At 35.9% G+C, this 24,830-nt stretch carries 22 protein-coding genes; 14 read left to right on the top strand and 8 right to left on the bottom strand.

Annotated elements, in window-relative coordinates; all coding sequences use genetic code 11:
- Nucleotides 1-12 precede the first annotated feature (12 nt).
- The 9 genes from AC6CHH_RS03740 to AC6CHH_RS03700 all read left to right on the top strand — a co-directional run bounded on the left by AC6CHH_RS03740 (nt 13) and on the right by AC6CHH_RS03700 (nt 8,962).
- Entirely contained in the window at nt 13-741 is a 729-nt protein-coding gene (locus AC6CHH_RS03740) for a lysophospholipid acyltransferase family protein (RefSeq protein WP_498279876.1), read from the top strand.
- A 142-nt stretch (nt 742-883) separates the two neighbouring features.
- Nucleotides 884-1,105 carry a DUF2795 domain-containing protein gene (locus AC6CHH_RS03735; protein ID WP_017258669.1) on the top strand — a complete coding sequence of 74 codons (222 nt, stop codon included), beginning with the start codon at nt 884-886 and terminating at the stop codon, nt 1,103-1,105.
- Between the two features lie 87 nt (nt 1,106-1,192).
- A complete protein-coding gene (locus AC6CHH_RS03730; RefSeq protein WP_498279874.1) occupies nt 1,193-1,657 on the top strand; it encodes a hypothetical protein in 465 nt (154 codons plus the stop codon).
- A 206-nt stretch (nt 1,658-1,863) separates the two neighbouring features.
- The gene (trpD, locus tag AC6CHH_RS03725) at nt 1,864-2,853 is read left to right on the top strand and encodes an anthranilate phosphoribosyltransferase (protein WP_498279872.1); all 990 of its coding nucleotides are present in this window, start codon (nt 1,864-1,866) and stop codon (nt 2,851-2,853) included.
- Nucleotides 2,854-2,878: 25 nt separating this feature from the next.
- Nucleotides 2,879-3,469 carry a phosphoribosylanthranilate isomerase gene (locus tag AC6CHH_RS03720; RefSeq protein ID WP_498279870.1) on the top strand — a complete coding sequence of 197 codons (591 nt, stop codon included), beginning with the start codon at nt 2,879-2,881 and terminating at the stop codon, nt 3,467-3,469.
- A complete protein-coding gene (gene trpB, locus AC6CHH_RS03715; RefSeq protein WP_498279868.1) occupies nt 3,462-4,646 on the top strand; it encodes a tryptophan synthase subunit beta in 1,185 nt (394 codons plus the stop codon). The genes AC6CHH_RS03720 and trpB overlap by 8 nt, the downstream gene beginning before the upstream one ends.
- Nucleotides 4,647-4,649: 3 nt before the next feature.
- Nucleotides 4,650-5,411 (top strand): tryptophan synthase subunit alpha, encoded by a 762-nt coding sequence (gene trpA, locus AC6CHH_RS03710; RefSeq protein ID WP_498279866.1) that lies wholly within the window; start codon nt 4,650-4,652, stop codon nt 5,409-5,411.
- 402 nt (nt 5,412-5,813) lie between these two features.
- A complete protein-coding gene (locus AC6CHH_RS03705; protein ID WP_498279864.1) occupies nt 5,814-6,260 on the top strand; it encodes an HYC_CC_PP family protein in 447 nt (148 codons plus the stop codon).
- Nucleotides 6,261-6,313: 53 nt separating this feature from the next.
- Nucleotides 6,314-8,962: a TonB-dependent receptor domain-containing protein gene (locus tag AC6CHH_RS03700; RefSeq protein WP_498279862.1), complete on the top strand. Its 2,649-nt coding sequence runs from the start codon at nt 6,314-6,316 to the stop codon at nt 8,960-8,962.
- 88 nt (nt 8,963-9,050) lie between these two features.
- Here the strand turns inward: AC6CHH_RS03700 and AC6CHH_RS03695 are convergent, their stop codons facing one another.
- From AC6CHH_RS03695 to floA, 3 genes are all read right to left on the bottom strand, one after another.
- Entirely contained in the window at nt 9,051-9,647 is a 597-nt protein-coding gene (locus AC6CHH_RS03695; RefSeq protein ID WP_498279860.1) for a Maf family nucleotide pyrophosphatase, read from the bottom strand.
- Nucleotides 9,647-10,165: a KdsC family phosphatase gene (locus AC6CHH_RS03690; RefSeq protein WP_498279858.1), complete on the bottom strand. Its 519-nt coding sequence runs from the start codon at nt 10,163-10,165 to the stop codon at nt 9,647-9,649. The genes AC6CHH_RS03695 and AC6CHH_RS03690 overlap by 1 nt, the downstream gene beginning before the upstream one ends.
- Before the next feature lie 401 nt (nt 10,166-10,566).
- On the bottom strand, nt 10,567-11,544 hold the full coding sequence (gene floA / locus AC6CHH_RS03685; RefSeq protein WP_498279856.1) for a flotillin-like protein FloA: 978 nt from the start codon (nt 11,542-11,544) through the stop codon (nt 10,567-10,569).
- A 254-nt stretch (nt 11,545-11,798) separates the two neighbouring features.
- Here floA and AC6CHH_RS03680 point away from each other — a divergent pair, with 254 nt between their 5' ends.
- The 3 genes from AC6CHH_RS03680 (at nt 11,799) to AC6CHH_RS03670 (ending at nt 14,428) form a co-directional block, all read left to right on the top strand.
- Nucleotides 11,799-12,335, top strand: a complete 537-nt coding sequence (locus tag AC6CHH_RS03680; RefSeq protein ID WP_498279854.1) for a plastocyanin/azurin family copper-binding protein — start codon at nt 11,799-11,801, stop codon at nt 12,333-12,335.
- Between the two features lie 220 nt (nt 12,336-12,555).
- Nucleotides 12,556-13,962 (top strand): dihydrolipoyl dehydrogenase, encoded by a 1,407-nt coding sequence (lpdA, locus tag AC6CHH_RS03675; protein ID WP_498279852.1) that lies wholly within the window; start codon nt 12,556-12,558, stop codon nt 13,960-13,962.
- Nucleotides 13,963-14,023: 61 nt separating this feature from the next.
- On the top strand, nt 14,024-14,428 hold the full coding sequence (locus AC6CHH_RS03670; RefSeq protein ID WP_498279850.1) for an acyl-CoA thioesterase: 405 nt from the start codon (nt 14,024-14,026) through the stop codon (nt 14,426-14,428).
- 155 nt (nt 14,429-14,583) lie between these two features.
- Here the strand turns inward: AC6CHH_RS03670 and AC6CHH_RS03665 are convergent, their stop codons facing one another.
- A complete protein-coding gene (locus tag AC6CHH_RS03665) occupies nt 14,584-14,880 on the bottom strand; it encodes a DUF3817 domain-containing protein (RefSeq protein ID WP_498279848.1) in 297 nt (98 codons plus the stop codon).
- Between the two features lie 295 nt (nt 14,881-15,175).
- Here AC6CHH_RS03665 and lpdA (AC6CHH_RS03660) point away from each other — a divergent pair, with 295 nt between their 5' ends.
- Nucleotides 15,176-16,564, top strand: a complete 1,389-nt coding sequence (gene lpdA, locus AC6CHH_RS03660) for a dihydrolipoyl dehydrogenase (RefSeq protein WP_498279846.1) — start codon at nt 15,176-15,178, stop codon at nt 16,562-16,564.
- A gap of 168 nt (nt 16,565-16,732) precedes the next feature.
- Here the strand turns inward: lpdA (AC6CHH_RS03660) and AC6CHH_RS03655 are convergent, their stop codons facing one another.
- Entirely contained in the window at nt 16,733-17,773 is a 1,041-nt protein-coding gene (locus AC6CHH_RS03655) for a DUF2157 domain-containing protein (RefSeq protein WP_498279844.1), read from the bottom strand.
- A gap of 124 nt (nt 17,774-17,897) precedes the next feature.
- Between AC6CHH_RS03655 and uvrA the strand changes: the two genes are divergently transcribed.
- On the top strand, nt 17,898-20,744 hold the full coding sequence (uvrA, locus tag AC6CHH_RS03650) for an excinuclease ABC subunit UvrA (RefSeq protein WP_498279842.1): 2,847 nt from the start codon (nt 17,898-17,900) through the stop codon (nt 20,742-20,744).
- Nucleotides 20,745-20,934: 190 nt separating this feature from the next.
- On the opposite strand, the gene AC6CHH_RS03645 is transcribed toward uvrA, so the two are convergent.
- The 3 genes from AC6CHH_RS03645 to AC6CHH_RS03635 all read right to left on the bottom strand — a co-directional run bounded on the left by AC6CHH_RS03645 (nt 20,935) and on the right by AC6CHH_RS03635 (nt 24,788).
- Nucleotides 20,935-21,915, bottom strand: coding sequence for a hypothetical protein (locus AC6CHH_RS03645; protein ID WP_498279840.1), 981 nt, complete (start codon nt 21,913-21,915; stop codon nt 20,935-20,937).
- 82 nt (nt 21,916-21,997) lie between these two features.
- Nucleotides 21,998-22,657 carry an alpha/beta fold hydrolase gene (locus AC6CHH_RS03640; RefSeq protein ID WP_498279838.1) on the bottom strand — a complete coding sequence of 220 codons (660 nt, stop codon included), beginning with the start codon at nt 22,655-22,657 and terminating at the stop codon, nt 21,998-22,000.
- A 19-nt stretch (nt 22,658-22,676) separates the two neighbouring features.
- The gene (locus AC6CHH_RS03635) at nt 22,677-24,788 is read right to left on the bottom strand and encodes a type IA DNA topoisomerase (RefSeq protein ID WP_498279836.1); all 2,112 of its coding nucleotides are present in this window, start codon (nt 24,786-24,788) and stop codon (nt 22,677-22,679) included.
- Nucleotides 24,789-24,830 lie beyond the last annotated feature (42 nt).

Raw genomic sequence — 24,830 nt, 5'->3', positions numbered from 1 at the left:
TTTAATTTAGCAATGGTATTAATAAGAAAACTGCATAGAGTATTGTATTTCTTTTCTGCCTTCGTTTTCTTTTCAATAAGCTTTCCATTTCTATATTATTTAGCTAAAAGGCCAGAAAAAAACTTTGCAGCAATCGTCTTTTTTAGAAAATGGTTCTCTGTGATCAGCATTCATTCTGTTGGAATTCGGTTCAAAATCACCCATGAAGTCCCGATTGACTGGAGTAGACCATATATCCTTTGCCCCAACCATACCTCCATTCTTGACATAACTGCTTTAACCTATTTATGTCCTCAACAATTTACCTTTTTGGGAAAAGATGATTTGTTACATAATCCTATAACAAGAATATTTTTTAAAAGTATTGACATACCTGTTAATAGGGATAGTAAAATATCATCATTCAAAGCATTTAAAAGAGCTTCTGAATTATTACAAAAAGGAAAGTCGATCGTGGTTTTCCCTGAAGGGGGAATTGACAATACTTTTCCGCCAGTATTACAAAAATTTAAACCTGGCGCATTCCGTTTAGCAATGGAACACAACACACCAATCCTTCCAATTGTCATTCACAATGCTTGGGAGATAATGTGGGATAATGGAGCCAAATTTGGATCAAAACCAGGTGTTATTAAAATTAGTATTCTAAAACCAATTGAGAATCATTTCGGCCAGAACCAGCATCATAAATCTATTGAAGTCGAAGTGAATGAAAAAATGAATAGAATTTTGAATGGATAATTAAAATTATTATATATATAATAATTTTATCTAATTGTATATCAATCGTTTATAATAATTAATAAAGAAATAAACAGTTTTTACTTGTAATAGTTAAATTTAATATTATTTTTGCGAAAACGTAAAACTTAATTAGAGAGATATGTATTGGACACTTGAATTAGCTTCGCATTTAGAAGATGCTCCATGGCCAGCAACAAAGGATGAATTAATTGATTACGGAATACGTTCGGGGGCGCCAGTTGAAGTTATTGAAAACCTTCAAGCTTTAGAAGACGATGGTGAACCATATGAAAACATCGAGGAAATTTGGCCAGATTATCCTACAAAAGATGATTTCTTTTTCAACGAAGACGAATATTAAATTCATTATAAAAAGCGCCTTGAAATAAAGGCGCTTTTTATTTAATCCTTTTTTGTTTTTACAAGTCCAACGAGAAACAAATTATCCATGAAGCACCTATTAGTCTATATTATTTTATTTAGTTTTCCTGGATTTCTGTTTGCTCAAAGGAATCAAGATACAAATCAAGCTGATCATACTGGGTTACAAATTGTAAAATCATTTATCAGTCAACTCGCCGATCAGAACCAACCACTCGATGTTATCCTAAGTCAAAAAGTACTAATCCAAAACCCAACAGAAGAATGGTACGACTATTTGGAAGTCAGCCTTCAAGAAATAAGAATTAATTTATCGTCAAAAGATCTAGATAAAATCGAATATAAAAACTATCATCAATTACCTCAAAAAGAAATTCGTGATATAGATCCGGAAGATCTAAGCGTAGACCAGATGTATTTTTTATATTATAAAAACCGTCTAATAACCAGCATCTATGTAATTGGAAACAAAATCGGGTCATTCACCTTAGTTTCCAAAGGAAATAATCTAGCTCATTTTGTAACATATTAACAAAAAATCATTTTTTAAACAGATTCCTTGCAAATATCAAAACAATCTAAGATATTTGTTTTACTAATGATGAAGAAAACACAATTCAATACAGCTTGGTGGTGGCACAACAATTAACGTTGTGGCAGACACCTATTGGTTGAATTATACGAACTAAATAATAGTGGGCTTGCCTTTTCGGCAGGCCTTTTTTTTTGAAAAATTATATGAAAGAAATTTTAGCACACTTATTCGAATACAAATCCTTTAGCAGGAAACAAGCATATGATATACTGACAAATATTGCAACAGGAAAATATGATTCACACCAAATAGCGGCATTTATGACGATTTATGGTATGCGAAGTATTCGCGTAGAAGAACTTGGAGGATTCAGGGATGCCATGTTTGATCTTTGTAATCAGATTGATTTTGATGGTCAAGATTTAATTGATATGTGTGGAACTGGTGGAGATGGTAAAAACACTTTTAACATCTCAACTCTTGCCTCATTCATAGTGGCTGGAGCAGGGTACAAAGTTGCAAAACACGGCAATGTTGGTGTTTCCTCTGGATGTGGTTCATCCAATGTTATGGAAGCATTAGGTTATACGTTCACCGCGGACCAAGACATTTTGAAAAAGCAATTGGATAAGTCTAATATTTGCTTCCTTCATGCACCATTATTTCACCCAGCGATGAAAACGGTTGCACCTATCCGGCGTGCTTTGGGGGTAAAAACATTTTTCAACATGTTAGGACCGTTAACGAATCCAGCTAATCCAAAATTTCAATCAGTTGGTGTTTTCAGTCTTGAATTAGCACGACTTTATGCCTATTTATATCAGAACACAGATAAACAATATAGTATTATCCATGCCTTAGATGGATACGACGAAATATCTCTAACTGGAGATTTTAAAGTCATCAGTAATCAAGGCGAAAATTACTACACAACACAGGAATTAGGCTTCGCGCCCGTTGCGGCAGACGACCTTGCTGCTGGTGAAACTGTTACTCAAGCAGCCCAAGTATTCAAACAAATTCTACAGGGAGATGGAAGTGATGTTCAAAACAATGTTGTATTAACCAATGCAGCCTTTGGTATCAAAGTTTTCCATCCAGAATTAAGTTTCGGAGATTGTTTTTATCAGGCTGAGGAATCATTATTAGCAATGAAAGCCCTTAATTGTTTCAACACACTGATCAATGGTTAATAACTTATTTATAAAAGTATGTGGCATGAGAGACGCATCAAACATCAAAGCGCTTTCAAGTCTTCCTATTGATTATATTGGTCATATTTTTTACAAAGAATCAAAACGTTACGCCTATGATTTGGAAAATCAGCAATTAAAAAGGATCAAAAAAACAGGTGTATTCGTAGATTCAGATTTAGCGGAAATTAGAGCTATCATCAGAGGACATGAATTGGATGCAATCCAACTCCATGGTCAGGAAAGTCCAACTTTAATCAAATCATTAAAAAATGATACCATTGAAATTATAAAGGCATTTGGAATTGATGATCAATTCGATTGGAACATTCTTATTCCTTACCTAGACCAAGTTGATTTCCTTTTATTTGACAGTAAGAGTCCATTGCATGGAGGTACAGGCAAAAGATTTAACTGGAAAAAATTAGAAGAATATCCTTTTCAGAAACCCTATTTTCTAAGTGGTGGAATCTCCTTAGAAAATATACTCGAGGCTAGTGAGTTTCCAGACGAAAGGTTGATAGGGTTAGATTTAAATTCTAAGTTTGAAATTGAACCTGGGATAAAAGATATAGAAAAATTAAAACAAGCATTGAAAATTATAAATAATGAGTAAATATCAAGTAGATAGCAAGGGATATTACGGTCCATTTGGAGGTGCCTATATTCCAGAAATGTTATACCCGAACGTACAAGAACTTCAGGAACAGTACCTTAAAATAATGGAAAGTCCCGAATTTAAAGAAGAGTTTGAGCACCTATTAAAAGATTATGTAGGTAGACCTTCTCCATTGTATTTTGCTAAACGTTTATCCCAAAGATACAATGCCAAGATCTTTCTAAAACGAGAAGACCTAAATCATACAGGTGCTCACAAAATTAACAATACAATAGGTCAAATATTATTGGCAGAGAAACTCGGGAAGAAAAGGATTATTGCTGAGACCGGTGCTGGTCAACATGGTGTCGCTACGGCTACGGTCTGTGCTTTGAAAGGCTTGGAGTGTGTCGTTTATATGGGAGAAATAGATATTCAAAGACAAGCTCCGAATGTTGCCCGCATGAAAATGATGGGCGCTAAAGTTGTCCCTGCGATATCTGGAAGTAAGACCTTAAAAGATGCGACAAATGAAGCCTTGCGAGATTGGATTAATAACCCTGTAGATACACATTATATTATTGGCTCGGTAGTGGGGCCTCATCCATATCCTGATATGGTTGCTCGTTTTCAATCTATTATTTCTGAAGAAACTAAAAAACAACTTTTAGAAAAAACCGGAAAATCAAACCCTGATATCGTCATGGCATGTGTCGGTGGTGGTTCAAATGCCGCTGGAATGTTTTTTCATTATTTAGATGAACCAGAAGTCGAATTAATCGCTGTTGAAGCCGCTGGTCATGGAATAGAAAGTGGAGAAACAGCAGCAACAACTGTTTTGGGTAAAGAAGGCGTTTTACACGGTAGTCGTTCAATATTGATGCAAACTCAAGATGGACAAGTTATCGAACCTTATTCGATTTCTGCAGGATTAGACTACCCCGGTATTGGTCCTCAACATGCCTGGCTTTTCAAATCCGGGCGAGGAAAATATGTTAGTGCCACCGATGACCAGGCAATGAAAGCAGGGCTCTTATTAACCCAACTAGAGGGGATAATTCCCGCTATAGAGAGTTCACATGCATTAGCTCATTTAGAAAACATGACTTTTAAAGGTAATGAGACAGTGGTTATTTGTCTTTCTGGGCGTGGTGATAAGGACCTTGATAATTATATGAACTATTTTGGATTTTAAATAATGATGCAATTAAAAAAACAAGCAAACGGATTGTTATCTATATATTTTACAGCCGGGTACCCTTCTTTGGAGAGCACAGTTGAAATAGCTTCTGCCTTAGAAAATGCAGGTGTAGATTTTCTTGAAATTGGTTTCCCTTACTCTGATCCAGTTGCAGATGGGCCAACCATACAACACAGTTCCCAGGTGGCATTACAGAATGGGATGACCTTAGATCTTCTATTTGAACAACTGAAAGATCTTCGAAAGTTCGTTTCTATTCCTGTTTATTTGATGGGGTATTTTAATCCTGTTTTGCAATTTGGTGTAGAGAAATTTTGTGAAGCCTGTAAACAGGTTGGTGTGGACGGCACAATCATTCCTGATTTACCAATGTATGAATATGAAGAACTATACCAAAAAATCTATGAGAAAAATGAACTCAGCAACATTTTTTTAGTGACTCCACAAACTTCATATGAACGAATTCGAAAAATCGATGCATTATCGAGTAGTTTTATCTATTTACTTTCCTCTAATGCAACAACCGGGAAAAAACTAGATATTGAACAGCAATCAGAAGCCTATTTTAAAAGTATTAAGGACATGGATTTAATAAATCCAATAATCATTGGATTTGGGATTCACAATAATGAAACATTCCAAAAATCTATAAATTATGCAAATGGGGCAATTATTGGGACCGCTTTTGTCAAACTATTAGCCGAAGAAAATTTTCTATTGAAAATACCAGAATTCGTAAAGAAAATCAAAAATCCTTAGCACTCTCCCGCCTACCGTGAAAAATCGATATATTACACTAGGTTGGAGATGGTTTTCCCAACTTAGTGTAATATAAAAAAACAAATTTCAGTAAACGTATATTATAAATATATATAACATAACTAGGATTCAATTGACCCCAGAAATATTAATCCTTCCCTTTGTTTTAATTCACTCTTTTAAGAATTTTGTTAAATAAAAACAAGACCATTCCTGCCGCAAATAAAAGTCCGAAAACTCCTATATAGAGCAAATTTGGGTGTGCAGCTAAAGTTTCCATAAATTATTAGGTTTTATATAAATTAAGTTAATTCGAATATAAAACAGATAATTCTATCCGCAAATAAAATTTGAATTATTTTATCCACATTTTCATAATTTCTTTGTTACTTTGTCTACCATATGAGACAAATTGTTGCCATATTATTATTATTTATTTATTCTGTATGTAGTACAGGGGCAACAGTCTATATGCATCAATGTGGAAAAAATACTTCAATCTCTTTACTTCAAGAGGTTAATGTATCACATGATGGCTGTCCAATGTGCTCAAACGATCATCAAAGCCTTCAACTGGACAGCGAGTTTGGTAACCTTTCCTCTTGTCACAATCAAGACGACTGCAAAGATGTCGAGGTAGAGCTAAAAACCGATTCTGAACAACTTCAAACTAAATTGCTTTACGGTAATTTTATTGATTTCAGTCCGGCGGTTATACTTATCCCTTGGCTAAACAATTTTTGGAATACAACACCAAAAAATGATTCTCTTAAACCACAACAAAAGCAACTCTCCTTATTAGTCGATTTAAATCCGCTTTTTTTGATAAACTGTACCTTCAGAATTTGATTCATTATTGTTTTTAAAAGTTATTTTTTTTAAAATTCAATAATTCAAAATTCATGTACGTAAAAAAATATTTTATTCTATCAATATTAATTATTATCGGTTCGCAATTGCATGCTCAGTTGAGTATAATAACTGATAAATTCGAGGTAGCAGGAAATTGCGCAATGTGCAAAAAAAGGATTGAAAATGCCTCAAAAACAGCAGGTGCAACTAGTGCTACCTGGGATATTGAAACACATTATGTTTCCGTTACTTTTGATTCCACGACAACAAATGTTAACAAAATCAAAGAAAATATCGCTAAAGTTGGTCACGACACTAAAGAGTTTAAGGCCTCAGATGAAGTTTATGAGACCCTGCATCAATGTTGTTTATATGATCGATGGAAAGATGAACACGACAATAGCTTCATGGAATCCAGCACCCATTCAGGAGAATCCAAAGCATCACACAAGCATAATGATGGATCACACGATGCTCACGATCATGACCATGAAGTTACCGGGGTTGTCGTCAATGAAAATGACAGAGGAGATCTTACTCCTATCACCCAAGTAACCGTTTACTGGCTCGAGAATCCCTCTGGAAAAGTCAAAACTAATGAAAACGGCGTTTTCAAAATTAAGCATATAGCACCTTACCAAAAACTCGTTGTATCGCATACAAGCATGATCGCTGACACTGTTGAGGTCAAGAACCTGGACGAGGTAGTTGTCATTCAGGCGAAAAATAACGTATTACAAGAAATCGTTGTCACTAGAAGCCAAAAATCAAACTATATTTCAAAATTAACACCTAATCGTGTTGAAAATATCACAGCAAAAGAACTGTTCAAGGCTGCTTGTTGTGATTTAAGTGAAAGTTTTGAAACAAATGCCTCAGTCGACGTGATTAGCAGTGACGCTGTAACCGGAAGTAAACAAATTCAAATGTTAGGACTTTCTGGAATATATACGCAGTTAACGGTAGAAGGTTTACCAGGTCCTCGTGGTTTTTCTTCCCCTCTTGGACTAAACAGTATTGCAGGAACCTGGATTGAATCAATCAATATCAGTAAGGGAATTGGATCAGTAGCCAATGGGTTTGAGAATATGGCTGGACAAATAAACGTTGAGCTTAAGAAGCCGCATAACAGCGAAAAATTATTCTTCAATGCTTATGTAAATAATATGGGGAGAACTGATGTGAACTTAAATTTAGCACACCATATCAACGAAAAATGGTCAGTTGGTTTACTTCTACATGACAACTTCATGTTTAATAAAACCATGAATTATAGTGACAACGGTTTCCGGGACGCTCCAGTCGGTAATTTATTTTCAGGTGTAAATAGATGGCATTTCGAGAACGGAAAAGGGATAATCGCACAATTCGGAATCAAGTTTTTACATGATGACCGAATTGGAGGTCAAATTGAGTTCAATGAAAGCACCGATAAATTTACAACCAATACCTATGGATTAGGCTTTAAAAATCAAAGAATTGAAGGATTTGGTAAATTAGGATATGTTTTCCCCAGCAATAAACACCGAAGCATAGGTCTTCAACTTTCTGCTAGTCAATATAAACAAGAGAGCTTTTTCGGCCTCACTGGCTACGATAATCAACAGAAATCTATTTATAGTAATTTACTTTTTCAAGACATTCTGGGAAACGTCGCTCATAAATATAAAGTAGGAGCCTCTGCTCAATATGATAATTATAATGAAAAAATAGCCATTCATAATTCTTCCAACACAGAGAACTTAAACTTTGCAAGGAAGGAAGCTGTTGCAGGTATTTTTGCGGAATACACTTTTAGTCCTAGTGAAAAGTTTGACGCTGTTTTAGGAATCCGACAAGATTACAACAACCTATATGGATGGTTCACCACTCCAAGGGCAGTTCTTCGTTATGAGCCCATACTCGGTTCGACCTTTAGACTTAGTGCCGGTCGGGGACAGCGAACTGCAAACATTTTTGCCGAAAACTTAGGTATTTTCGCCTCAAGTCGATCAATCGAAAATTTAGAACAGTTAACCAAAGGCGCGAAGGCATATGGTTTAAAACCAGAAGTTTCTTGGAACAGCGGAATAACTTTCGATCAAAGTTTTCAATTATTTTCAAGAGAGTCCGGTCTATCGGTTGAGTTATTTCACAGCAATTTTGAAAATCAAATCGTCGTCGACTTTGAAGACCCGCAAAAGATTTCATTTTATAATTTGAATGGAAAATCTTTCTCAAATAGTTTACAAGCCGAATTTAGATTTATGCCGACACCACATTTTGAGGTTAAGACAGCTTATAGATTATTAGATGTGCGAACAGATTACACATCCGCCCGGCTGCAAAAACCATTAACAGCAAAACATAGAGGATTTATGAATCTTGCTTACAGCTTACATTCTGGATGGAATTTTGACTACACATTAAATGTAATAGGTAGTAAAAGAATTTCAAACACGATGTCTAATCCTCAAGAGTTCCAATTGCCTAGCGAATCGAAGGCATATATCACGATGAATGCACAAGTAAGTAAGACATTTGGAAAAGATAAGAATTTTGATATTTATTTAGGAGGTGAAAATTTATCAAATTTCTATCAAAAAGATCCTATTTTAGGGTTTGATCAACCATTTGGGGCCCATTTCGACACCAATATGTTATGGGGTCCTATAACTGGGAGAATGTTCTATTCAGGAATTCGATACCATATTAAATAAAAACTAAGGATTCGTATTCAAAAATTCAATAAAACCCGCTGGTCTTCGATTTTCGACTCGTTACCGGCGGGTTATTGTTTTATACGATTTAGCTTAAAAAAAGTCCTTTAAGTTCTTGCTGCAATCGAGCAGTTGGAAGACCCATCACATTTTCATAAGACCCATCAATCTTTTTGATACCGATTCTGCCAATCCATTCTTGTATACCATATGATCCAGCCTTATCCGTTGGCGGGTAATTCTCAACGTAATATTCAATTTCATTTTTGCTAAGCTCATTGAACCAGACCTTAGTCTCTTCCACAAAAGAAAGCCTTTGGTTCTGATAAGAGAGAGCTACAGCCGTAAAAACACAATGTTCATGGGCCGATAGATCAGTTAATACCTTCAAAGATTCTTCTTTGTTGGCCGGTTTACCGATAACATCTCCATTTTGATTAACGACAATTGTATCGGCACATATCACTAATTTTGTATAAAAAGAGGGTTCATTAAAACTTACTAATTTAGATTCAGCTATTTTTAAGACTATTTCTTGGGCATCCTTACCCGGATCGAAAGATTCATCAATTTCCCGTACCAGTATCTCAAAATTAATATCCATCGCGAAAAGCAAATCTTTTCTCCTTGGTGATTTTGAACCCAAAATGATTTCGATGTTCTTTAGTTTTTCCTGTAAAATCATTAAATGCTTTTAATTTGAGTAAGAACTGGCCATTTCCCCTGTAATTTAAGGATTTTCTCTAGTATGTCTCTCACAGCACCTGCTCCACCATTTTGGGGCGACATGTAATGTGCGATATGCTTTATATCTTCAACCGCATCATTTGGACAAGTAGCAAGCCCAACAAGCTTCATGATTTCATAATCAGGCATATCATCGCCCATATACAACAAATCTGAAGCATCCAATGCATATTTTTCAAGCAATTGATACACCAATTCTTTCTTATTCTCAACCCCTAAATGGATTTCTTTTACGCCTAAACCTTGCAAACGAAGTTGAACACCTTGGTTATATCCACCGGAAATCACCCATATTGGAATTCCCATTTTTTCTGAAAGTTGTATAGCATATCCATCTTTCACAAAAAATGTTCTGAATTGCTGACCTTCATGATTCACCTGTACGGTACCATCGGTGAGCACTCCATCAACATCGAGTACCACTACTTTTACTTTTGCAAACTTTTTAAATATCATGAGATATAAAATATTTTCAAAAATAATTAAAGTTTCTGATTTCTCTACCACGCATAATTAATCAATATCGGACAGTAATTTATCTGTTAAAACACATAAATCAGAGAAATGTCAGAAAATGGTTGCAGAGGAAACTTTACACTCAAAATCCTTGTGTATTCTCCGTTCAAGCTGTACATTTGTATAGAATTCAGAAAGAAAGCAGAATTCGTTTAAAATGTCTTTTCATAATTTAGGTTTATAATTGGTTAGTATCAAACCCTGGCGCCCATCGTCAGGGTTTTTTCAATATTTACATCTCAATAACACCGAAAATTTTTTCAAAAAAATACCATTGAAAAAATGATTAAAAATAGATCCTTTCAATGGTATAATTATTTTACCTGCTAGTTTAGAAAATTTTATTTTTGATCTGAACCATGAGGTTTGGTAATCGAGTTTCTCATATCAGTATCTGATTGGATATTTTGTAATTTATAATAATCCATAATACCCAAATTTCCACTCCTAAAGGCATCTGCTATTGCTAAAGGCAATTGAGATTCTGCTTCTATTACTTTTGCTTTTGCTTCTTGTGCTTTAGCTCTCATCTCTTGTTCATTAGCTACAGCCATAGCACGACGTTCTTCTGCGCGGGCATTAGCAACTTTTAGATCCGCCTCAGCCTGATCAATTTGAAGTTTTGCACCAATATTTTCACCGATGTCAATATCAGCGATATCAATGGATAGGATTTCAAAAGCTGTGCCCGAATCCAGCCCTTTGGACAGTACAGTCTTCGAAATTTTATCTGGATTTTCTAAGACCTCTTTATGGTCTTTGGAAGATCCGATTGTGGTTACAATACCTTCGCCAACGCGAGCTAAAATTGTTTCCTCACCTGCCCCTCCGACCAATTGATTGATATTCGCGCGTACTGTTACTCTTGCCTTGGCGATTAACTGTATCCCGTCCTTTGCCACTGCAGCAACCGGCGGAGTATTAATCACCTGAGGGTTTACTGATAATTGAACCGCATCGAACACGTCCCTTCCAGCCAAATCGATTGCAGTCGCCAATTTAAAATCTAAAGGAATATTTGCTTTATCGGCAGATATCAGCGCTTTTATAACTTTATTTACGTTGCCACCAGCCAAATAATGTGTTTCAATATCATTGGTTGATATTTTTAGACCAGCTTTAGTGGAGGTGATCATTGCATTGGTAACCAAAGCGGGAGACACTTTACGCAAGCGCATTAAAACTAAATTTAACAAGCTTATTTTTACATTAGAAAGCTGTGCTGTAAACCATAGATTCACGGGTAACACGTAAAGCAAAAAAAAGAATGCCACGACAGCCCCGACAATGATGAGCACTAATTGAATTGAAGATTCCATTTTATTTTAAGATTAATATTTTTTCTACAGTACTAAAGATAGATAAAAAATCTGATTATTAACATAGGGTTCAGAAGCTCACCTAAAATCAAAATATTTGAGAAATTCGAATTGAGTATTACTATCTTTAATTTTACGGAAGTTTTAAGATTCTTAATCTCTATTTTTGAATTAAAATCTCAATTTTGAACCATTATAGCTGGTTAAAGTCAATTATTTACAGTAAATTCGTATAAAATTTATAATAATTAGCTATGAAGAAATTATTTTTTGTTCCTGCGTTAGCATTAGCTATTGGAATCTCTTCTTGTGGAAATAACACAGAGAAGAAAGAAGAAGGAACTTCAACTGAAACTACTCCAAGTACCGAGACTGCAACCACTGTAGAAACAGTACCTGGCATTGAGGATGTGACATTATCAAACACATGGACTGTAGAGGCAAATGATCAAATGCAATTCAACACGAACCTAATCCGTGTAAAAGCTGGAGAACCTGTTGAGATTACATTAAAAAACGTTGGCTCCATGCCAAAAGAAGCTATGGGACATAATTTAGTCGTATTAAAACCAGGTGTAGATATTGCAACATTTGGCGGAGAGGCTACTGCAGCCGCTGACAATGAATATATTCCAAAATCAGCGTTAACTTCTATTGTTGGTCACACTAAATTGTTAGGTCCAGCTGAGGAAGATAAATTAACTATTACCCTTGAAGCTGGTGTATACCCTTACTTATGTAGTTTCCCAGGTCATTTTGGAATAATGCAAGGTAAAATTGTTGCAGAATAATTCCATACAACTTCAAATAAATACCAAGATAATTTAAATGCTCCAAAATTTTGGAGCATTTTTTTTGACTTTCTCAAGATCCATTATTGTAAGAATAAAATAACAGTTCCCTGACCAAAAACTATAAAAACACATACGTTTGTCCTGTTATTTATCAATTTTGGTTCGTAGAATCTCCTTTAAAATAGTATTTTTGTAAAATAAAATAAATCATATTTCTATGCAATACGACGTAATCGTAATCGGAAGTGGTCCAGGTGGTTATGTTGCCGCTATCCGCTGTGCTCAATTAGGTTTAAAAACTGCTGTAATTGAGAAGTATAGTACATTTGGAGGTACTTGTTTAAATGTTGGTTGTATTCCATCAAAAGCATTATTAGATTCCTCTGAGCATTTTCACAATGCTGCTCATAATTTTGAGCAACATGGCATCAATTTAAGCGGTCTGAAACTCGACATGAACAAGATGATCGAACGTAAAAATGATGTTATCGCCCAAAATACCGCTGGTATTACATATTTATTCAAAAAAAATAAAATAGACAGTTTCCAAGGTCTAGGATCCTTTGTTGATAAGAATACTATTAAAATCACCAAAGAAGATGGTAAAACGGAAGAGATAAAAGGTGAAAAAATCATTATTGCAACAGGTTCTAAACCTACTGCATTACCTTTTCTTCCAATAGATAAAAAAAGAATTATTACTTCAACTGAAGCACTAAATCTAAAAGAAGTTCCGAAACACCTTATCGTTATTGGAGGTGGAGTGATTGGATTAGAACTAGGCTCTGTCTACGCTCGCTTAGGTGCTAAGGTTTCAGTTGTGGAATATGCAAAATCCATTATAGCAACTATGGATGGTGGACTAGGAAAAGAATTGCAAAGGGTTTTGAAAAAAAATCTAGGCATGGAATTCTTTTTAAGTCACAAAGTTACGGGAGCATCTGTGAAAGGTAAAAAAGTAACAGTTACCGCAGAAGATTCCAAAAATAATTTAGTAGAATTAGAAGGAGACTATTGTATTGTTGCGGTTGGAAGATCCGCCTATTCTGAAAATCTTGGTTTAGAAAACATCGGAATTCAAGTAGAAGAAAGAGGAAATAAAATTCCAGTAAATGAACATCTAGAAACCTCAGTTGAAGGTATTTATGCGATTGGAGACGTAATAAAAGGAGCTATGCTGGCCCATAAAGCTGAAGACGAAGGTGTTTATGTAGCGGAGCGCATCGCAGGTCAAAAACCACATATTGATTATAATTTAATTCCAGGTGTCGTATATACTTGGCCAGAAGTTGCCTCTGTTGGCAAAACCGAAGAGCAACTGAAAGAGGTAGGTACAAAATATAAATCTGGAAGTTTCTCATTTAAAGCGTCTGGTCGTGCAAAAGCATCTGGAGATACAGATGGGTTTGTAAAAGTTTTGGCCGATTTTGAAACAGATGAAATATTAGGTGTACACATGATTGGGCCCCGTGCAGCTGATATGATTGCTGAGGTTGTAGTAGCCATGGAATATCGTGCATCGGCAGAAGATATTGGTAGAATTTGTCATGCCCACCCTACCTTTACGGAGGCAACAAAAGAAGCCGCTTTAGCCGCTAGTGCAAATCGAGCAATACACGCTTAAAAAATAAAAAGGGCAGACGTAAAGTTTGCCTTTTTCATTATTAAACTTTTTATATAAGATCATGAATTTTTATACTAGAAAATGGATTAAACCTGAGGACCTGAATCCTAATGGAACTTTGTTTGGCGGAACACTTTTACGATGGATCGATGAAGAAGCAGTAATTTATGCCATAGTCCAATTGGGGAATCCAAATGTGGTCACAAAATTTATCTCTGAAATCAATTTCGTTAGCTCGGCGAAACTCGGCGAAATTATCGAATTAGGTATCGAAGCAGTAAATTTCGGAACAACTTCAATCACCATGCGCTGTGTGGTAAGAAATAAGATCAGTAGAATGGTTATCTTATCAATTGAGAAATTAGTGTTCGTAAATCTAGATGAAAATGGGATCCCTATGCCTCATGGGAAAACTGAAATAACTTACGCCTACATGGGAATTGAAAGCAATCTTAAGAAGCCTTAAGGATAAGTTAGAACGCTAAAAATTATAATTAGAAAAGGAAACCTAAACCTAGAATAACTTATTACTTATCCTGAGCAATAAACGTATCTTAAAACACAAGGCAAATACCTCAATTACAAGCGCTCCTAAATATTGTAGCAGAGACACCTCTATTACTAAGCCGTCTTTTGTTCTGCGATCACTTTCTTAACATCCTTTTCAACCCAAAATGAAACTACTGGAATTAAACTGATGACCATGTATTTGGCTACACGTTTAAAACTCCAATTATAAGTTTGCCAACAGGCAACTAATAAAACAACAAATAGAACAACCAAAAAGCCATGAATGGAACCAGCGATACGCACCGCTTCCGGAATTCCAGCAAAATATTTTAATGGCATAGCTATAAAGAATAAGCAAACGGTAGAAATAGCCTCCCAAAGTGCAATTTGTTGAAATATTCGTAACATATAAATTTTTATTAATCAGGGCAAAGAAAGGAAAAACCCTATTCTAAAAAAAATGTAAAACACGAAGTGACCTCCTTATGACATATGCCTTAGCCTTTTTCCTAACATACGTGATCGTCATGGGGTTGTTTTACTTAAGAGTCTCATTATTCAATAATTGTCACCAACTTATACCCTTATTAAATTTAAGCTTCTCAGGCTGCTATCCCGCAGATGGGTTTTCCTCATTAATTATAATAAAATTTGTGTATTTTTGATAAATTCTATTATGCAAACATAACGACAATCAATATTTATGAATTACGACATTATTGTTATTGGTAGTGGTCCGGGCGGTTATGTAGCTGCTATAAGAGCTTCCCAATTGGGGTTCAAAACAGCCATTATCGAACGTGAAGCACTCGGCGGAATCTGTCTTAATTGGGGCTGTATTCCAACAAAAGCGCTTTTAAAGAGCGCTCAAGTTTTCGAATATTTAAATCATGCTGCCGAATATGGGATAAAAGTAAGTGGTGGTGAAGCCGACTTTGAGGCCATTGTGAAAAGAAGTCGTGGTGTAGCAGATGGCATGAGCAAAGGCATTCAATTCTTAATGAAAAAGAACAAAATTGATGTCATCATGGGTACTGCTAAAATCAAAAAAGGCGGAAAAATTGATGTAAAAGCAGAAGACGGTTCGGTGAAGGAATATTCTGCAAAACATACTATTTTAGCAACCGGAGCTCATTCTAGAGAACTTCCAAACCTTCCTCAAGATGGTAAAAAAATCATCGGTTATCGTCAAGCTATGAATTTACAGAAACAACCTAAATCAATGGTTGTCGTGGGTTCAGGTGCTATCGGAGTTGAATTTGCCTATTTTTATAATGCAATTGGAACCAAAGTGACCATTGTAGAATTCATGGACCGAATCGTACCCGTTGAAGATGAGGAAGTGTCAAAACAATTAGAAAAATCTCTAAAGAAAGCTGGAATTAACATTCTGACAAAATCTGAAGTTCAATCTGTTGATACAAAAGGAGAATTAAGTAAGGTACAAATTAAGACAGATAAAGGAACCGAAACTATCGAAGCTGAGATTGTATTGTCTGCAGTTGGAATTACTCCAAACATTGAAAACTTAGGCTTAGAAGAGGTTGGTATTAAAACAGAAAAAGGACGCGTTATTGTTGATGATTTCTACAAAACATCAGTTGATCAGGTATATGCCATTGGAGATATAGTTAAAGGTCAAGCCTTAGCCCATGTTGCATCCGCTGAAGGAATAACTTGTGTTGAGAAAATCAAAGGATTACATGTTGATCCAATCGATTATAATAACATTCCTGGCTGTACATATTGTACGCCAGAAATTGCTTCAGTTGGGTTAACTGAAAAAGCAGCTAAAGAAGCAGGTTACGAAATCAAAGTTGGAAAATTCCCTTTTTCTGCCTCAGGTAAGGCGTCTGCAGCTGGAACAAAAGATGGATTTGTCAAGGTTATATTTGATGCTAAATATGGTGAATTCCTTGGAGCTCACCTAATAGGAGCCAACGTTACTGAAATGATAGCTGAGATTGTAGTTGCTCGTAAACTTGAAACTACAGGACATGAAGTCCTTAAAGCTGTTCATCCACACCCGACGATGAGTGAAGCAATAATGGAAGCAGTCGCTGACGCTTATGGCGAGGTAATTCACCTGTAAGCACTAGCTTTCACTTATAATAAACCACAGTAAAAATTTAGACTGCCCCCAAAAAGTTAGATACTTATTGGGGGCAGTCCAATTCAGTAGCCTTTTAATACATCCTCTTTTTAATCTACAAACATAACCTGCACAATAGAAGATTAAAATAGGATGCTTTAAAAGATGTCATTTTTGCTTTTTCCAAATTTTTTCTGCCCATCTGCCCACAAACCAAAAAGACAAGGCTAAAATCAAGAAAAATATCGTTCGATTTAAGTTGTCCCATAGATACTCTACAAATCGAGTATAAAGATTTATTACAAAGAACACAAAGCCAATATCCCGTGATACATGATCTTTCACTTTTAAACCATATATAGCAAGTCCTAATGAAAGTAATATACCAATTAGTCCCCAATAAAAAATTTCGTATTGCTTAATTTCAGACCATTTATCTAGATCACTAAAATTTCCAAAGATGGATAAAAGCCAAAGAGCAATCATCGTATACAATAGTCCAATTACATAACTTGTAGATTGAAAATTGGCTAACACTTTAATTTTTCTTTGAAAAAAATAAGCAAATCCTGTTAATATCAGACCAAATATGGTAAACCGAAGTGGATAATTCATACCCCAAAATTTAAAACCCCACTGACTATGATATGCAGTTTCTGTGGCAAACCAAATTCCTAAAGCGACTAAGGTAAAGACCCAAATAAGTTTTGAATTTAGTTTAACAGATAAGACACCATAAATTATAATTGACAATAAGAACAATAAGGTGTAATGACTCTCAGCCTTGTTTAAAACTTGCCCTAGAAACCCAATACATGCAGCAGTAGAAAATGAACCCGCAAGCATTAGGGTCTCATTTGAAAAGGTTTTCTCAGGAAACCTGTGTTTGTTTCTAAAGCCTAGAAAATAAAACATTATTGCTAACCCAGCAAATAGAACACAAAATACAACGTCAGGAGTATCATAAAATTTCGCTATCAACTTTTCAAGATAACCATCAGAAAATAAAGAAATAACAGAAAAAATCAGTGAAGCCAAGGCAATCCAAAATGCATATCTGGCCAACATTCCCCATTCAAAACTCTTATCATCAAGACTTTCTCTAAGCTCTTTCACTTTGACAGGATCTAAAACATTTTCTTGCTGCCAATGAGACAGAGCCTGTTCTATAGTTTCTCTTTCTTTTTTTGTTACATCAAGTTTTTTCAAAATTTATTTTTTTTGAATACACATTAATTACTTGATTCCAATATAATACAATATTAGCACACAATCACTAATTCCCAATATAAAAATCTGTAACTTTGCCCTTTGCAAAAAAGAGGAAATATTAATGACCATACGTAAAACAGTAGATCTTGGTGATCAAAGCGAATTAGAGGTCTTTGGTGCCCGAGTTCACAACCTAAAAAATATAGATATATCTTTTCCAAGGAATCAATTAGTCGTAATAACAGGACTTAGTGGAAGTGGAAAATCCTCTTTGGCATTTGACACCATTTATGCTGAAGGTCAACGTCGATATATGGAGACATTTTCGGCCTACAGCAGACAGTTCTTAGGAGGGATGGAACGTCCGGATGTAGATAAGATTTCAGGTTTAAGTCCTGTCATTTCGATTGAACAAAAAACAACTTCTAAAAACCCAAGGTCGACCGTTGGAACCATCACTGAAATTTATGACTTCCTGCGACTTCTTTATGCCCGTGTTGGAGAAGCCTTTTCGTATGCTAGTGGAAAAAAGATGGAGCGAATGTCTGATGAAGAAATAACAGACAGGATCATAAAGGAATTTGACGGAGAAGGAATATTCATCCTTGCACCTGTCGTTAAAGGTCGTAAAGGTCACTATAGGGAACTTTTTGAGCAAATCAGAAAGCAAGGATATACCAAAGTACGTGTGGATTCTGAGATATTGGATTTAGAACCAAAAATGCAGGTAGATCGTTATAAAATTCACGACATAGAAATTGTAGTGGATCGAATATTGGTCGAAAAAGATTCAAGAAAAAGACTTTTTACGTCGATCGGTCAGGCTCTTAAAACCTCAAAAGGTATTATAAAAGTTGCTAATAAGGAAAATAAAGAACAATTTTTTAGTCGATTTTTAATGGATGCCGAATACGGAATCTCTTACGATGAACCGCAACCAAATACCTTCTCATTCAACTCACCCTATGGCGCTTGCCCAAAGTGTGATGGATTAGGATATATTTATGAAATAGACAGGAATATTGTTATTCCTGACAGAAGCCTTAGTATTCAAAAAGGAGCTATAGTTCCATTAGGCCCTGCTCGCGAATCCTGGAATTTTGCAATTTTAAAGGCCCTTGCCAAGAGATTTGATTTTTCCCTTACAACTCCAATGGATAAATTATCTGATCAAATCATTGATATGCTGCTTTTTGGAAAAGAAGAACCAATTCCATTAACAGTTTCTTATGGATCATATGGGGCGCGGGAGTACAATATTCAATTTTCCGGCATTTTCAAGATGCTGGAAGAAATGAGTGCCAAATACCATGAAAGCAACCAAACTTTAGATGACTTCAGGACGCAAATAGTTTGCCCTACCTGCAATGGTGCTCGACTAAAACAGGAGTCGTTGCATTTCAAAGTGGCCGATAAGAATATTGCTGAATTGGCAGAAATGGACATCGTTACGCTAATGGATTGGTTTAATGAGGTTGAAAACAAATTAAATGAGCGTCAACTCATCATTGCAAGAGAAATTGTTAAAGAGATCAAAACAAGAATTGGATTTCTGCTGGATGTTGGCCTGAATTATCTTTCCTTAAATCGAAGTTCAAAGAGTTTATCTGGAGGGGAGGCACAACGTATCCGTTTAGCTACTCAAATAGGCTCTCAATTGGTCAATGTATTGTATATTTTGGACGAACCAAGTATAGGTCTTCATCAGCGGGATAACGAAAGGTTAATCAATGCATTAAAGAATTTACGCGACATTGGTAATTCCGTATTAGTCGTGGAACATGATAAGGACATGATTATGCAAGCAGATTATGTCATCGATATGGGACCGGCTGCGGGAGTTTTTGGCGGGCAGGTTGTTGCGCAAGGTACGCCGAACGAATTAATGAAAAAAAGTACTTTGACCACCGAGTACCTCAATGGAACTCGGGAAATAACAATCCCAAAAGAGCGAAGAAAAGGAAATGGACACAAACTGAGTCTAACGGGAGCAAAAGGTCATAATCTAAAAAATGTTAGTATTGAAATTCCATTAGGAGAATTGGTTCTGGTAACTGGAGTTTCAGGATCCGGAAAATCAAGTTTGATTACCAATACGCTCTACCCGATATTAAACCATCACTTCTTTAGAGCTAAAGCAAAACCTCTACCCTACAAAGAAATCCATGGACTGGACCAGATCGATAAAGTTATTGAGATTGATCAGTCTCCAATTGGTAGAACACCACGTTCAAACCCATCTACATACACAGGAGTATTTTCGGATATCCGCACTTTATTTGTACAGCTCCCAGAAGCAAAAATTAGAGGGTATAAACCAGGAAGGTTTTCTTTCAATGTCAAGGGTGGTCGTTGTGAAACATGTCAAGGTGGAGGGATGAAAATTATTGAGATGAACTTCTTGCCGGATGTTCAGGTTCCTTGTGAAACATGCAATGGAAAACGCTATAACAGAGAAACATTAGAGGTTCGCTACAGAGGGAAATCTATATCAGATGTCTTAGATATGAGTATTGATGATGCAGTAACCTTTTTTGAAAATATTCCGACTATCTATAGGAAAATAAAGACATTGCAAGATGTTGGCTTGGGCTATATAACCCTTGGCCAATCCTCAACAACATTATCTGGTGGGGAAGCTCAGCGGGTAAAGTTAGCTACCGAACTATCGAAAAAAGATACTGGTAAAACATTCTACATCCTAGATGAACCGACCACCGGTTTACACTTTGAAGATGTAAATGTCTTATTGGGTGTCATCAACAGATTGGTGGATCGTGGAAATACAATTCTGATTATTGAACATAACATGGATGTGATCAAAGCTGCTGACTGGGTAATTGACATGGGACCCGAAGGTGGTAAAAAAGGAGGTCAATTACTTTTTCAAGGAACTCCAGAAGGATTGATACAACAACAAAATAGCGAGACAGGAAGATTTCTAAAATTAGAAATGAACTCAAAATAACGATTAAAAATAAACAGGAATATCTATTTCCTGTTTATTTAATATATCTGAGATTGACTCCAAATAAACCCCTTATTTAGTTAGAGAGAGAAATGACATCTTCTTTCCATTTTTCCGTTCTAATAATCCTTTTATCATCAACAAGATGACCGTAAACATTGGGTAAATTGGAGGGGGTAGCTTTTCCTAATTATTTTGGAAGTTCAATATTTGTTATGAATTCTCCATTTCCATCTAAAATAAAGGACATTGGATGATCAGGGTCTTTAATAATCTCAAACAAAAGAAAACCCCATGGTTTCCAAAAATTCTCAAGGACCTGTCCATATACTTTTACCTGCCAAGGATCGAAAATCGGTTTCATGGTCCAGTCATTCAATGCCATTGGTTCAACATAAATTACATCTTTAGTTTCCATATAGGTGTATTCCGGCAATTTATTAAACAAATATGCTGAATAAAAAAATCTTGCACAGATTTCCTCAAACTGGATAGGATGCAAAATTTCACCTTTCACTTTATTTAAAATATCCTCATGAAATATTCTGTTGGTTCCATTATCCTGAAGGGTGGCTATCAAAGCAAAATCCTTCATTCTCAAGGAGAAAATTAATGTGTTTATTTCGTCTCGGTACATAAAGGTATCAGGAGCATTATCTACAGGGAATACTAGAATTGAAAATGGATTTTTATGCTCAAACTCCAACGCGCACGTAACGGATTGCAGCATAGCATGCAGATTACGAAATTTATGCACCAACGCCTGAGAGAAATTCATTTCTTCTCCTGAACGTGTAGCCTGTTTCACACCGGCTTGTATTTCATTAAAAACGACGCCATAGAGGATCTTTCCTACCCATTGGAATAAGGTCGTTTGGTCCAGTTGACTAATTGCCTCATATCCCAGACTAGCGGCCTCTTCTACTTTCTCCTCCACTTTATTCAGTAACGCAGCGGTATTGCTTGAGCAGGGTAATTGCAATTGTTTATAGGTACACAAGCTTTCATCTAACATTTTGAAAGGTTTGTCTTCTAAATCGAAAACTCGCATCATCCATACAGGAAAGACCTGTATTCGCTCGTCAGCTGATATCAGCGTTTCACCTGTCAAAAAACAAGTTTTATTTTCAAAATTAAAATCTAAAAATGGATTATAGAGATCTTTTGTCATATTGGTTGTAAAGGTAACAGAATTCAAAGGGATAGCACATGAAAGTGCGTCAAAAAAAAATTACACTACCGATCTAAAAACTTTAAAATTTAGCCTTCAAAAAATTTCGAATGATAAAAGATATTTCAGCTGCATTTGAATACACCATAAAGTGACCAGCTCCTTTTATACGAATTGAGTAATCAACATATTGTATTGGCATCAAACGGTCCTTGTCACCGTGTATATGCAAACAATTCTCTGGGACTTGATCATTTGCCCATTCCATAATTTGCTTAACTGACCAATTCATAAAATCCGAATCAGATTCCCTTAACATTTCAAAAAATAAATCCTTTTGCTCTTGGTCTTTTAGACCGAATAACCAGCTAAAAATTCCTGAAGGAACTTTTGTCAATGAGGACTTTTGAAGTAACTTGTGAAGGTTTAGAAACTTAGATACTCCCAATACTCTGGGAAGTTCATCTTTAGTTTTGGCGGAAGATAGTAAGATAATTTTTTTAAAATTATAATATTTAGCAAGTTCACTTATGCAGATTCCACCAAAAGATAACCCCATAACTCTTGCACCCTGTTTTGGTATTTGATAGTGTTCTGCTAACCGAAATATATAGCTTTCAAGAGCCTCTGTAGGTCTGGGTTTTAACCAGTCAATATATTTTACAGTAATTCCAGATAGATCTAATTTTGCAAAAATTCTTTTATCAGCACCTAAGCCAGAAAAAACATAGAGTGTTTCCATCTACCTAAGATACCTAAAATCAGCCAACATTTACTTTAAAATTCTCAAAGACGAGAACGCCAGAAACCACCTGACCATCCTGATTCTTGATGTCATTTAGGACAGAAGTTTTACCCTTTTCGAGCAAATTTTTCATCTCTTTCTCATCCAAGAAAACACCATTCAAATTTCTCCAGATTTTAAAGTCACAGCCTCGCGCATAGTGATCACATTGCGCTATTTTGTCATAGAGCTGAATATTTCCTTGTTCACATTTTGGGCATTTTATCTTCCCTTTTTGTAATGGTTTGAGCTCTTGATGAGCAATCGCCACCCTCAATTGCAATAATTCCTTTGTAATTTTCGCTGTATAGTCTTTAATGTGTTTCATAAACACATCGTAACTAACTTTTCCTGCCCGCATCTCTTCGAGCTTTTGCTCCCATTTACCGGTCAAAGTAACTTTCGCAATAGAACGATCCTTTACGAGTTGGTACACGGATAATCCTTTTTCAGTAGGAATAAGTTTCTTTTTGTCTCGCTTAATGTAATCTCTTTGAAAAAGAGTTTCTATAGTTGCTGCGCGAGTAGCGGGAGTGCCAAGTCCACAATCCTTCATCGCCTGACGCATTTCATCGTCTTCGATTTCCTTTCCCGAGGTTTCCATTGCTTTTAAGAGCGAGGCTTCGGTATGTATCGGTTTTGCTTTTGTAAACCGTTCCGCCAATTCCAAAGTTTGGATCTCTAACGATTCTCCTTGAACTAGCTTTGGAAGTTGCGCATTCTCATTATCCTGATCCTCATTATTTTTTTCATCCTCGGCAAGCTCCACTTGATCGGAAGACATTCTCCATCCGTATTGTTTGATGACAGTCCCTTTTGCAATTAACTCGACACCTTGAGCGTTTATTAATACCGTGGTTATATCTTTAATACAAACCTCTGAAAAACTCTCAACCATTCGCTTAGCAATCATATTGTATATATTTTGCTGATCTTCAGGCATATAAGATGGCTTTTCGTCGGTGACTAAAAGTGCATGATGATCCGTAACTTTATTATCATCAACAGACCGTTTGTTTAGCTTCGCTCCTATCAGATTTCTACTGACCACTGCAATACTTTCAATTGCAGTATTTGCCAGATGTTCAAAAAGCTCTTCAACTTTTTCAAATACATCTTCTCCAATATATCTGGACCCAGTACGAGGATAAGTGATGACCTTTTTTTCATAAAGCGTTTGCGCAATATTTAGGGTTTGATCCGCTGAATAACCGTACTTCTTGTTAGCATCTTGTTGCAAGGAGGTCAAATCAAACAACAAGGGAGGTGGTTCCTTTGTCTCCTTAGCGTCTACTTTCAAGACTTCAGTCAGCGAGCCAATATGAATATTTGCTATCAGTTGCTCCGCCTGTTCTTTTTTTTCTATTTTATTGGAAGTTGCCTTAAATCGAATTCCCTCTTTCTCAAACCCAGCTTGAATCTTATAAAAAGATTTCGCTTTAAAATCTTTATTTTCTAAAAATCGTGAGCAAATCATTGCCAAAGTCGGTGTTTGGACACGTCCCAATGACAACAATCCATTATTCCCAGCAGCCAATGTTAACGCCTGAGTCGCATTAATCCCTATAAGCCAATCTGACTCAGATCTGGATCTAGCAGACATAAATAAACTATCATATTCAGATCCATCTTTCAAGTTTTCAAATCCTTGTTTGATTGCTTTATCGGTTTGAGAAGAAATCCAAAGTCTTCTGAAGGGAACCTTTAATCCAATGTAGTGATAAATGTTTCTAAAAATAAGTTCACCCTCTCTCCCCGCATCCGTGGCTACGATAATTTCTTCGGCTTGGTTTAATAGATTTTTAATTATGTTCAATTGCTTTAGCGCGCCTCCGTCATCTATCTGTTTACCATCCTTGCGAACTTTTTTAACCTCTAATGCAAATTGTTCTGGAACAATAGGCAAATTAGAGACTGACCAAGAATGAAAACCGTAAGCTTGTGGCGTACAAAGTTGTACCAAGTGTCCAAATGCATAGGTAAATGCATATCCATTTCCACAGATATATCCATCTTTAATCTCTTTCGCTCCCATCACTCTGGCTAAATCACGGGCAACGGAGGGCTTCTCCGCAATTACTACTTTCATTTCCTGATAATCTGATTATAATTCAAAACTATAAAAGGTTGT

The organism is Sphingobacterium sp. GQ94 (assembly GCF_059758715.1).
Note: the sequence above shows the minus strand (reverse complement) of the source record. Positions and strands in the feature narration are given on the sequence as shown.